Raw genomic sequence first — 12,034 nt, 5'->3', positions numbered from 1 at the left:
AGTCTCGAAAGATTCAAACTGTCAAATTTTTCGTCATTTAATTTGCAATCTTTTTTGGCCGAAAACGATTTAAAACCAATCTCGCGTTCGTCCAAAAGAGCCGCTATATTAAAGGACTTTTGCGATTGACGCTACAACATAATCAATATTTTTCGTATTTAATGCAGCAACACAAATACGACCGGTATCGATGGTGTGGATTGAGTACTCGTCGCGCAGTTTTTCTACCTGTGCTTTGGTGAGGCCTGTGTATGAAAACATGCCGCGCTGTTTGGTGACGAAGCTGAAATCGTGGGCGGGTGCTTGTTCTTTCAATTTCTTGGCGAGCAGTTCGCGCATTTCGCGAATGCGTACGCGCATGCCGGCCAGTTCTTCTTCCCATAATGCACGCAGCTCTGGCGATGCCAGTGCGGTGGCGACTACCTGACCGCCGTGAATCGGTGGGTTGGAGTAGTTGGTGCGGATGACGCGCTTGAGTTGCGACATGATGCGACCGGCTTCTTCTGCGGATGTGGCGACGATGCTTAATGCACCTACGCGTTCGCCGTACAGTGAAAACGATTTAGAGAACGAGTTCGAGATGAACAGTGGGCCGCCAGCGTCAGTGAAGCGACGTACGACTTCGCCGTCAGCGTCAATGCCGTCGCCAAATCCTTGATAGGCCATATCGAGGAAAGGAACGAATCCATTTTGCGTGACAACCTGAATGACTTCGGTCCATTGGTCGCTGCTCAGATCAGCGCCGGTTGGGTTGTGGCAGCAAGCGTGCAACAAGACAATCGATCCGCGTGGCATTGTCTTCAATGCGTCGAGCATGGCCGCAAAATTGACGCCGCGTGTAGCCGCGTCGTAGTACGGATAGTTGTTGACCGTGAAGCCTGCAAATTCAAACAATGCGCGGTGGTTTTCCCAGCTTGGATCGCTGATCCATACCTGCGTATCTTCTGCAGAAAAGCGTTTGAGAAAATCTGCACCTAGCTTCAACGCGCCGGTGCCGCCGATGGCTTGCACGGTGATGGCGCGCTTCTCTTTAATTACGGCGCTGTCGGCCCCAAATACCAGTTCTTGCACAGCTTTGTCGTACGCGGCTAAACCGTCGATAGGCAAGTAAGTACGCGGTGACAGTTTTTCTATCAGTTGTGCTTCGGCTTTGCGTACGCATTGCAGCAGCGGTACTTTGCTGTCGTCGTCGGAGTACACGCCAACGCCTAGGTTGATTTTGTTCGGATTTTTGTCAGAATTGAAGCCGTCAGTGACGCCAAGGATAGGATCGCGTGGCGCCATTTCGATGGCGGTGAAGAGGGAGGCTGAAAGAGGAGCGTTCATCGTGATAACATAAAAAGTTGGCTGCCAACAGGAGGTTTGCAGCTAGGAGTTTGCCGGACTATGGAAATCGGCTAAAAAATGACCTGAGCGGTCCGTATTTCACCAGTTTCTTGACCAATAGCATGCTATTGGCGCTGTGAATCCGGCAAAATCTATCCTCGCCCAGCCCATTTCTCGCTTCGACTCCGACAGTCCGACAGACTCCAGGTTGAATGCTGTGCCGGATCACAATCGAGGCGGCGCGAAATAACATCATATTCTACCAAAGGTCGACGCTCATGGCTGACAAATCACAAGTTGCACAGGTTTCTAACAAGATTGATGATTCGAAAATCGTCACGTTTCCCAATTCGCCTTATAAATTGTTCCAGCCATTTTTGCCGGCTGGTGATCAACCAGCGGCGATCGATAAGTTGTCTGAGGGCATTGAAGACGGACTGTTTTACCAGACTTTGCTGGGTGTAACGGGCTCGGGTAAGACATATACGATGGCTAATGTGATTGCACGGATGGGGCGTCCGGCGATCATATTTGCGCCTAATAAGACGCTTGCGGCGCAACTATATAGCGAGTTCCGAGAATTCTTTCCGCAGAACGCGGTGGAATACTTCGTTAGTTACTACGATTATTACCAGCCGGAAGCCTACGTACCGCAGCGAGACTTGTTTATTGAGAAAGATTCATCCATCAATGAGCATATCGAGCAAATGCGGTTGTCGTGCACAAAATCGTTGATGGAGCGGCGTGATGTTGTAATCGTTGCAACTGTATCGGCGATTTACGGTATTGGTAACCCGAGCGAATACCATCAGATGATTTTGACCCTGCGCGTGAGGGATAAGGTGAGTCAGCGGGATCTGATTGCGCGGTTGATTCAGATGCAATACACCCGCAATGAAATAGATTTTGGGCGCGGTACGTTCCGCGTGCGTGGCGACACGGTAGATGTGTTTCCGGCTGAGCATGCGGAGTTGGCGTTGCGCATTGAGATGTTCGATGACGAAGTCGACAGTCTTCAACTATTTGATCCGTTGACCGGGCGTGTCAAGCAAAAGATTCCACGCTTTACGGTTTATCCAGGTTCGCATTATGTGACGCCACGCGGTACGGTGTTGCGCGCCATTGAGACTATCAAGGATGAGTTGCGTGAGCGGCTGGATTTTTTCCGGCGTGAAAACAAGCTCATCGAAGAGCAGCGTATTGAGCAGCGCACCCGATTCGATCTAGAGATGATGCAGGAAATTGGGTTCACTAAAGGAATTGAAAATTATTCGCGCCACCTAAGCGGTGCGAAAGCGGGTGATCCGCCGCCGACTTTAGTTGATTATTTGCCAAAAGATGCATTGATGTTTCTGGATGAGTCGCACGTGCTCATTGGGCAACTTAATGGCATGTATAACGGCGATCGCGCACGAAAGACCAATCTGGTCGATTATGGATTTCGTTTGCCATCCGCGTTGGATAATCGGCCGCTGAGGTTCGATGAGTTTGAGGGCAAGATGCGGCAGACGATTTTTGTTTCGGCGACACCCGCCGATTACGAAAAACAGCATGCTGATCAGGTGGTGGAGCAGGTGGTGCGTCCGACCGGTTTGGTCGATCCGTTGATCGAGGTGCGCCCAGCGTTGAGTCAGGTGGATGACCTGATGACCGAAGCGAACGCTCGCATTAAAAAGGGTGAGCGGGTTCTGGTGACGACGCTGACCAAGCGCATGGCGGAGCAGTTGACTGACTTCTTGAGTGATAACGGTATCAAGGTGCGTTATTTGCACAGTGATATTGAAACGGTCGAGCGCGTTGAAATTATCCGTGATTTGCGTTTGGGTACGTTTGATGTGCTGGTTGGGATTAACTTGTTGCGCGAGGGTCTGGATATTCCAGAGGTATCGTTGGTGGCTATTCTGGATGCGGATAAGGAGGGATTCTTGCGCTCTGAACGAAGCCTCATTCAAACAATTGGTCGCGCCGCCCGTAACCTGAATGGTACGGCGATTTTGTACGCGGATCGGATGACGGATTCAATGCGCCGTGCAATAGATGAGACCGAACGACGTCGTGCCAAGCAGGTTGCTTTCAATCTTGAAAATGGGATTACGCCGGTTGGTATTCGGAAGGAAATTCGTGACCTGATCGATGGCGTGTACAGTCCTTCGGGCGCGCGGGAGGAGTTGCATGCGGCACAAGATCGCGTGAAGTATGAGTCGATGAGTGAAAAGCAAATGAGTAAAGAAATCAAGCGACTGGAGAAGCAGATGAGTGATCATGCGAAAAATTTGGAGTTTGAAAAGGCGGCGCAGGTGCGGGATCAAATGCATCAGTTGAAGCAGCAGTTGTTTGGTGCGCCGGGAGTGGATAATGTGGTGCCAACTTGATATGCTTTATGTTTAAATTGCGTCGATATTTGAGCTTGAATCAGATTGTAAAAAGACTGAATATAAATTTGAGCATTCATTCAAAAATTAGAGTGAAAAATTGTTATTTAAAATAATTTTTATGCATTATTAGGCATGTTATTAAGCGCAATATTAAGGCACCTTATTGGGCCTTAATATTGTCTCGTTAGGCAACTTGATGAAATTGATTTTAAATGATGAAGCTTGATCCATCTGATGCTGTTATTCCTTCGGATATCCATGTAGCGTTAGAGGTTGCTGATCCCTCCTGGCGTCCAATTTTGTTGGAGGGTTTGTCGGCGATGGCGGCGCTATATCCTGACTATCTGCCTGATTTGGTAAGGTCTGACTTTTTGCCGACGCAAGGGCGTTTGTTTGCTGCTTTTGCGCTGCCTTTGGATGAGGTTGAGTATGTGTTGGTCGGCGAAGGGCCTTATCCGCGGGATGCGAGTGCAACGGGGGTCTGTTTTATGGATGGTGCGGTTGGTGCGTTGTGGTCTGAAAAGGGCCTGTCAAAGCCCGTCAATCGTGCAACGTCGCTGCGTAACTTTATGAAAATGTTGCTGGTCGCGGACGGTCAGTTAAATATTGAGAGGACCGCGGGTGATGCGATGGTGGGGGTTGCATTGCAAGCGCAAAATAGTGCTTCTGCGACAATTCAGACTCTGGCTGAGCTACAAAAAAATCTGACTGCAAAGGGATTTCTGTTGCTCAACGCGACCTTGGTGTTTCGATCTTCTGTGCCGCCGGTCAAGGAGGCTAAGCCGTGGTTGCCGTTTTTGCAAGTTGTTTTGCGCGGACTGGCAGATCATAGTGTGAATGCGTCGCCTGAATTACCGACGCTGGTGTTGTGGGGAAAGATTGCCGAGCAAGTCAATGCGCTGGCTGTGGCTGCGCAATTCCCGAAGATGATGGCAGAGCATCCTTATAATCTGAGCTTTATCGGAAATGCGCGTATGCAGGGCCTGTTTGGGCCGATGCACTTGTTGCGGAAGGCTTGATTACGTTCTTGTTTTAGGTGGCCTTAATATTGAATGATCATTCAAATTAGGCTCATTTGGCGAAGGTCTAATTCAACCGTATTTTCGTCGGTTTCTGATGTGTCGTCTGGCTCTGGGAACATTGATGGCAAAGCTGGCAACCCTTCTGTTTCGCTAGATTTTTTTCCGGCTTTCTTTTTTTCTGGTTTGAACAGATTGGATTGGCGGAGATCGTCTTCGGCTTTTTGGGCTGCTTTTTCCGTCACGGGACGCGCAACCGGTAGTTTGGTTTTTTGGTCTGTTGTTGTTTTAGGTGATTTGTCCTGGCTTGGGTCGCGGGTCAGCCAGCTTGTGAGCATATTGTCAAACAGGGCTAATAACGCTTCTGGCGGGTTTGGTGTGTAGGCTTGCCGTATAACAAGGCCGTCCCACATGGCAGTCAACAGTAGTGCGACTTGCCCTGCATCAAGTTTGCGATCAATTTGTTTGCGTTTTTGTGCCGTGCGCAACATGTCAGCGAGGCCGTCGACCCATTCTGATTCTGCTTTTTTAACGATGGCGCCGACTTTTTTGTTGCGCAGTCCTTCGGCGTAGATTTCTGTCATCAACCCCGCGTCGCTGGTTGCCGCGTAGCGTAAGGCAAAGGCTTGGGTAATGGCAGATAGCGCTTGCGGCAAATTATCGGTGTCATGAAATTCGCTCAGCATCGTGCGTGCCTGACGTCGTTCGTCCTCGGCCATGGCGGCGATAATTGCGTCTTTGCCGGTGAAGTAGCGATAGACGGCACCCGGTCCAAGGCCGACCTCGTTGCAAATTTCTTGCATGGAGGTTTGATGGAAGCCAGTTTTGCGGAAGCATTTTCCGGCCGATTTTAAAATATCGGCGCGTTTCTTCTCAGCTCTATGGGTCGGTGACTGCGGTGTTTTGGATTTGCGGGTGGCCATGCGTCTGTGCTTCTAAATATTTATACCGGAAGGGGCGATATTATAGTGCTATCGATGGCTTGCTTGCGGCCTCGTTTAAAAGAAATGCTGATCTTTTTTGTCTTGCCCGGCGGTATCCTGTGAATGTGATCATTGCAAGGCAGAATAATCCGAGTGACTGAAAGAAATATCGTCAAATAGTGCGCAAATTAGAATAGATTTTGCTATAGAAATATCGTGCAAGTGATTGAAGTTTATATGAATTTTTGAAAATAGGGTAATACCTGACGGATTCACTCAAGTTTGTTATACTAGACAAAATTATTCAGGTATTCCGAATAAAGAATGAAAGAGTGTTCTACGAACGGAGATTCCATGCGGTTGACTACGAAAGGCCGATTTGCAGTAACAGCAATGATCGACCTGGCATCGCGCCAAGGTAACGGCCCTGTCACATTGTCAGCGATCAGCGAGAGGCAAGAAATTTCGTTATCCTATCTGGAGCAGCTGTTCGGAAAGTTACGACGCCACAAAATAGTGGAGTCGGTACGTGGACCTGGTGGTGGCTATAATCTGGCCCGACCAGCAAAAGACGTTACAGTCGCCGACATTATTATTGCCGTCGATGAACCGCTGGATGCAACACAATGCGGCGGGAAAGAAAATTGTCACAGCTCTGATCAAGGCGGTGGTCGATGTATGACACATGATCTGTGGTCGACGTTGAATGCAAAAATGGTTGAATATCTGGATTCGGTTTCGTTGAAAGACTTGGTGGATCAGCAAGAAGCGCACCAAAAAGCGCACCAAAAACCGAAAAACCCTGAACAAAATGTGGTGGTAATGCATCGTTCCCACCTGGTTGCTTGATTGGAGCTTGGAAAAAGTATGAACGCACCCCTGGAAAAAAGCCTGATAGATACATTGAAGGCACCGCACTTCCCTATATATATGGATTACTCAGCAACGACGCCGATTGATCCGCGTGTTGCCGATAAAATGATTCCGTACCTGCGCGAGCAATTCGGTAATCCAGCCTCACGCAGCCATATGTATGGCTGGACTGCAGAGAAAGCAGTTGAAGATGCGCGTGCGCAAGTTGCTGCGCTGGTGAAGGCTGACCCACGTGAAATCATCTGGACATCCGGTGCGACCGAAGGTAATAACCTTGCGCTAAAAGGTGCCGCGAATTTTTACAAAACTAAAGGCAAGCACATCATCACGGTCAAGACCGAGCACAAAGCGGTGCTGGATACCGTCCGTGAACTCGAGCGCCAGGGATTTGAAGCAACTTATTTGCAACCGCAAGATAATGGCTTGATCACCATCGAGCAATTGGAAGCGGCGATTCGCCCAGATACCATTTTGATATCGGTCATGCTGGTGAATAATGAAATTGGCGTGATTCAGCCAATTCAGGAAATCGGCGAATTGTGTCGCAAGAAAGGTATTATTTTCCATTGCGATGCGGCTCAGGCAACCGGCAAGCTTGAAATTGATCTGGAAAACTGGAAAGTCGATCTGATGACTTTCACAGCACACAAAACTTACGGTCCTAAAGGGATTGGCGCGTTGTACGTACGCCGCAAGCCGCGTGTCCGTCTGGAAGCGCAAATGCACGGTGGCGGTCATGAGCGTGGTTTGCGTTCGGGTACATTGCCTACACACCAAATTGTGGGTATGGGTGAAGCGTTCCAGATTGCACAGGAAGAAATGGCGACTGAGCTGGTGCGTATCCGCGCTCTGCGTGATCGTCTGGCGACTGGTTTGCAAACGATGGAAGAAGTGTATGTGAATGGCGACATGGATCATCGTGTTCCGCACAACCTGAACATCAGCTTCAATTACGTCGAAGGCGAATCGCTGGTCATGGCGATCAAAGATATTGCAGTGTCGTCGGGTTCAGCTTGTACTTCAGCTAGTCTGGAACCATCGTATGTTTTGCGTGCACTTGGCCGTAACGACGAATTGGCGCATAGCTCGATCCGTTTCACTATCGGTCGTTTTACGACTGAAGAAGAGATTGATTTCACGATTGATCTCATTAAAGGAAAAGTCGCTAAGCTGCGTGATTTGTCGCCGCTGTGGGATATGTATAAAGACGGGATCGATATTAGTTCGATCCAGTGGGCAGCTCACTAAAAGTTAGCTGATTCTAGTATTTTTTTCGGCTCGTAGTTGACTGACTACTATGCTGCAAGATCCATAACAAGGAGTAGCAAAATGTCCTATTCAGAAAAAGTTCTCGATCATTACGAAAACCCGCGCAATGTTGGTGCCTTCGAAAAGGGCGATGACACTGTCGGTACCGGTATGGTCGGCGCGCCAGCATGCGGCGACGTAATGAAGTTGCAAATCAAGGTCGGCGCAGATGGCGTGATTTTGGATGCAAAGTTTAAAACCTACGGCTGCGGTTCAGCGATTGCATCATCATCGCTGGTCACCGAATGGGTCAAAGGCAAAACGCTCGATCAGGCAATGTCGATCAAAAACACGCAAATTGCCGAAGAGTTGGCACTGCCGCCAGTCAAAATTCACTGCTCAATTTTGGCAGAAGATGCGATTAAAGCGGCAGTTGAAGACTACAAAGCGAAGCATGGAATCGTAGAACACAAACAAGCAGCCTAATTTTCGGACTTACGCAAAGTCGCCCCAGCGGCGTTGTGCTTTCCTTGCCGCACTCACGTGCTGTCTGCGTCGGCACGCCTTGCTGGGACGGCTTTGCGTAAGTCCGAGTTAGTCGTTGTTGATCTGGCTGAGAGCAGCTTCTCCGTGTAGTTGTAGTTGCCGGAACAATGACAACAACTAGCTAAAAAGTAACAGAAAGAGATGACAGGTTATGGCAATTACTCTCACTGAAAAAGCTGCAAAGCATATCAATCGCTACATCGAAAGACGTGGCAAGGGTATCGGCTTGCGTTTTGGTGTGCGCACGACCGGGTGTTCGGGACTGGCTTATAAGCTGGAATACGTTGACGAGAAGACGACTGAAGATGCGGTTTTTGAATCGCACGGGATTCAGGTTTTTGTTGATCCTAAAAGTTTGCCTTACATTGACGGTACTGAACTTGATTTCGCCCGTGAAGGATTGAATGAAGGTTTCAAGTTTTATAATCCGAATGTTAAGGATGAGTGCGGTTGCGGCGAAAGCTTTACCATTTGATGTGACCGGTCGGGTATCAGGCCAAGCAGATTGTGTTGCTGCTCGTTAGGCTTATTTTGAAGCCATAGCGAGTGCAGATGGTTAATTAATAAGTCTGTCGTGTTGTATCCCTCATGGACTAACTAAGCCTGTTGCAGTAGAACAGGCTTTTGTTTTAAGTAAATATGCAAAATCACTTCGATCTGTTCCATCTTCAGCAGCAATTTTCGCTTGATCTTACGGCGCTAGAGCAGGCGTATCACGAGGTTCAGAATCAGATCCATCCGGATCGGTTTGCGAATGCCACCGGCGCTGAAAAACGCGTCGCGATGCAGTGGGCGACGCGTGCCAATGAAGCCTATCAGACTCTCAAAAATCCGTTTAAACGTGCCGCCTATATGTGCGAGCTAAACGGCGTTGACTTGCAGGCTGAATCGAACACGGCAATGCCGGGTAGTTTTTTGATGCAGCAGATGGAGTGGCGCGAGGCCTTGGAAGATGCGCGGGACGCCAAGGACATTGAAGCCTTGGATCGGCTCGATAAGGCATTACGTTTAGCTCGAACCAAAGATTTGATTCAGATTGCCGCAACGCTGGATGCACAAGATTTTGAAAAGGCCGCGCAATACGTGAGGCAATTAATGTTTCTGGAGAAGTTTGGGGAAGAAATTGGTAATACGTTCTCGCTTCTCGAGTCCTGAAATTCACCATGTCTATAACGCAAACAGAAAGCAAGTATGCCTGAAGTCTGGTTGTTTTTACTTGCAGCAATGACGTTGACGCTGGCTCCCGGTCCGGACAATATCTACGTTCTAACGCGTGGTATTGCGCAGGGTAGAAAAGCTGGTTTGGTCGCAGCATTGGGATTTAGCTCTGGTTTGATTTTTCATACGATGTTGGCGGTATTCGGATTTGCGGCATTGATTAAAGCGTCGCCGTCTGCTTACGCATTGCTGCGATATGCAGGTGCTGGCTATTTGATTTATTTGGGAATTCGCACGCTACTGTCGACCGCCGCGATCCAGACCGAGGCTGACTCCAGCGCAATCAAGCTGTCCCGCATTTATTGGCAAAGCGTGATCGCGAATATGTTAAATCCTAAAGTTACCTTATTTTTTATTGCATTTTTACCGCAATTTGTGAATGCACGTGCCGGCCATATTCCGGCGCAGATGCTGTTGCTTGCGGCTGTGTTTATATTGCAGGCACTCGCTATTTTTAGTGTGATTGCTTGTTTCTCTGGAATGGTCGGCGCTTTTTTTCAACGCAAAGCATCGGCCGCCACTTACCTGAATCGATTGGCCGGCTCGGCGTTTATCGCCCTCGGTATCCGCATCGCTCTCCCGGAATAAAACTATGGCTCTCCTTCAAATCTCTGAACCTGGCATGTCCACCGCACCGCATCAACATCGTCTGGCGGTGGGGATTGATCTTGGTACCACCAATTCGCTCGTGGCGACGGTACGTAACAGCATTCCAGAAGTATTGAACGACGAAGAAGGGCGGCCTTTGATGCCGTCAATCGTACGTTACTTGCCTAACGGCCACGCGCACATCGGCTATAAGGCACAGGCCGCGCAAACCAGCGATCCAAAAAATACGATTCTGTCGGTCAAACGCTTTATGGGACGCGGCCTCAAAGATATCGCCTATGTTGAAAATCTGCCTTATGATTTTCAGGATATGCCGGGCATGGTGCAAATCAAAACGATTGCGGGTATCAAAAGTCCGGTTGAAATTTCTGCGCAGATTCTGGCGACGTTACGTCAGCAAGCGGAAGATGCATTGGGCGACGATTTAGTTGGGGCGGTGATTACCGTGCCCGCATACTTCGATGATGCGCAACGTCAGGCGACTAAAGATGCGGCGCAATTGGCGGGTATTAATGTTCTGCGATTGCTCAACGAGCCGACTGCAGCTGCGATTGCTTACGGTCTGGATAACGCGTCGGAAGGTATTTATGTTGTCTACGATTTGGGCGGCGGTACTTTCGACATATCCATCCTGAAATTGACCAAAGGTGTGTTCGAGGTCTTGGCAACTGGTGGCGATTCGGCACTTGGCGGTGATGATTTTGACCATCGTATTTTTTGCTGGATCAGTCAGGAGTCTCAACTCGCACCTCTCTCCGATAGCGACACGCGGGTCTTGATGGTCAAAGCCCGCGAAGCCAAAGAATTACTCTCGTCAAAAACAGAAGTCACCATTGATGCTGCGTTGAGTTCTGGTGAGCAAGTACATTTGACGTTGACCGCGGGCATCTTCGGCGAGCTGACTGCACACCTTGTTGCCAAAACATTGACGCCCACCAGAAAAGCGTTGCGCGATGCGGACCTCACTGCGGATGATATCGATGGCGTCGTGCTCGTCGGCGGCGCAACGCGCATGCCAGCGATCCGCAAGGCGGTGGGCGATTTTTTCAAGACGATCCCTTTGGCGAATATCGATCCCGACAAAGTCGTGGCGTTGGGCGCTGCTATTCAAGCTAATTTGTTGGCTGGCAATCGCGCTCCCGGCGATGACTGGTTGTTGCTTGATGTGATTCCCTTGTCGCTTGGAATTGAAACAATGGGTGGATTAGCTGAAAAAGTCATCCCGCGTAATTCAACGATTCCGTGCGCGCGTGCTCAAGAATTCACCACATTTAAAGATGGTCAAACCGCGTTGGCGGTACATATTGTGCAGGGCGAACGTGAGCTTGTGAGCGATTGTCGTTCCCTCGCACGTTTCGAATTGCGTGGTATTCCGCCAATGGCCGCGGGTGCAGCGCGGATTCGAGTGACGTATCAAGTCGATGCAGATGGCTTGCTATCTGTTTCTGCGCGTGAGTTGCGATCCGGTGTTGAAGCGTCGATCAACGTGAAACCGTCGTATGGGTTGGAAGATGATCAGGTTGCAAAAATGTTGCAGGATTCGTTCACCTCGGCCGACGTTGACATGCAGTTACGGGCGCTGAGAGAGGAGCAGGTAGAAGCTGAGCGAATCGTGCTGGCGACCGAGTCGGCACTGACTAGCGATGCTGCCTTGTTGTCCGAGCAGGAAAATGTGGCGATCGCAGCGTTGATCGTCGAGGTGCGCGCCAAGGCGCAAGGTGATGATCATCTTGCGATCAAGGCGGCGGTCGATGCGTTAGCGCGTGGGACCGAAGAGTTCGCGGCGCGGCGCATGGATCGTAGCGTTCACGATGCGCTTACTGGTAAGACGCTCGATCAGATTTCATAATTTTTTGCCGTTAAGTTTTGAATTAGTCCATAACACCCAAATATTGTA

General features: G+C 49.5%; 11 protein-coding genes. 9 read left to right on the top strand and 2 right to left on the bottom strand.

Annotated elements, in window-relative coordinates:
• Nucleotides 1–108: 108 nt before the first annotated feature.
• The gene (locus tag QN379_RS08205; RefSeq protein WP_323506445.1) at nt 109–1,326 is read right to left on the bottom strand and encodes an amino acid aminotransferase; all 1,218 of its coding nucleotides are present in this window, start codon (nt 1,324–1,326) and stop codon (nt 109–111) included.
• Between the two features lie 278 nt (nt 1,327–1,604).
• On the opposite strand from QN379_RS08205, the gene uvrB reads away from it, so the two are divergent.
• Together uvrB and QN379_RS08195 are read left to right on the top strand one after the other, a co-directional pair.
• Complete coding sequence (gene uvrB / locus QN379_RS08200) at nt 1,605–3,698, top strand: excinuclease ABC subunit UvrB (RefSeq protein WP_323506444.1); 2,094 nt, start codon at nt 1,605–1,607, stop codon at nt 3,696–3,698.
• 215 nt (nt 3,699–3,913) lie between these two features.
• Nucleotides 3,914–4,720: a uracil-DNA glycosylase gene (locus tag QN379_RS08195; protein ID WP_416348534.1), complete on the top strand. Its 807-nt coding sequence runs from the start codon at nt 3,914–3,916 to the stop codon at nt 4,718–4,720.
• Nucleotides 4,721–4,761: 41 nt separating this feature from the next.
• On the opposite strand, the gene QN379_RS08190 is transcribed toward QN379_RS08195, so the two are convergent.
• A complete protein-coding gene (locus QN379_RS08190) occupies nt 4,762–5,643 on the bottom strand; it encodes a TetR/AcrR family transcriptional regulator (RefSeq protein ID WP_323506443.1) in 882 nt (293 codons plus the stop codon).
• Between the two features lie 354 nt (nt 5,644–5,997).
• Between QN379_RS08190 and iscR the strand changes: the two genes are divergently transcribed.
• From iscR to hscA, 7 genes are all read left to right on the top strand, one after another.
• Complete coding sequence (gene iscR / locus QN379_RS08185) at nt 5,998–6,492, top strand: Fe-S cluster assembly transcriptional regulator IscR (protein ID WP_322240040.1); 495 nt, start codon at nt 5,998–6,000, stop codon at nt 6,490–6,492.
• 18 nt (nt 6,493–6,510) lie between these two features.
• Nucleotides 6,511–7,764 (top strand): IscS subfamily cysteine desulfurase, encoded by a 1,254-nt coding sequence (locus tag QN379_RS08180; RefSeq protein ID WP_322240038.1) that lies wholly within the window; start codon nt 6,511–6,513, stop codon nt 7,762–7,764.
• 81 nt (nt 7,765–7,845) lie between these two features.
• Nucleotides 7,846–8,250: a Fe-S cluster assembly scaffold IscU gene (gene iscU / locus QN379_RS08175; protein WP_322240036.1), complete on the top strand. Its 405-nt coding sequence runs from the start codon at nt 7,846–7,848 to the stop codon at nt 8,248–8,250.
• Nucleotides 8,251–8,461: 211 nt separating this feature from the next.
• Nucleotides 8,462–8,785, top strand: coding sequence for an iron-sulfur cluster assembly protein IscA (gene iscA / locus QN379_RS08170; protein WP_108442383.1), 324 nt, complete (start codon nt 8,462–8,464; stop codon nt 8,783–8,785).
• 164 nt (nt 8,786–8,949) lie between these two features.
• Nucleotides 8,950–9,465, top strand: coding sequence for a Fe-S protein assembly co-chaperone HscB (gene hscB / locus QN379_RS08165; protein ID WP_322240034.1), 516 nt, complete (start codon nt 8,950–8,952; stop codon nt 9,463–9,465).
• A gap of 36 nt (nt 9,466–9,501) precedes the next feature.
• Nucleotides 9,502–10,116, top strand: coding sequence for a LysE family translocator (locus QN379_RS08160; protein WP_323506442.1), 615 nt, complete (start codon nt 9,502–9,504; stop codon nt 10,114–10,116).
• A gap of 4 nt (nt 10,117–10,120) precedes the next feature.
• Nucleotides 10,121–11,986 carry a Fe-S protein assembly chaperone HscA gene (gene hscA / locus QN379_RS08155; protein ID WP_322240030.1) on the top strand — a complete coding sequence of 622 codons (1,866 nt, stop codon included), beginning with the start codon at nt 10,121–10,123 and terminating at the stop codon, nt 11,984–11,986.
• Nucleotides 11,987–12,034: the final 48 nt, after the last annotated feature.

The organism is Glaciimonas sp. Gout2, from assembly GCF_035018905.1.
Taxonomy (GTDB): domain Bacteria; phylum Pseudomonadota; class Gammaproteobacteria; order Burkholderiales; family Burkholderiaceae_D; genus Glaciimonas.
This window is presented reverse-complemented; position numbering and strand designations above follow the sequence as displayed.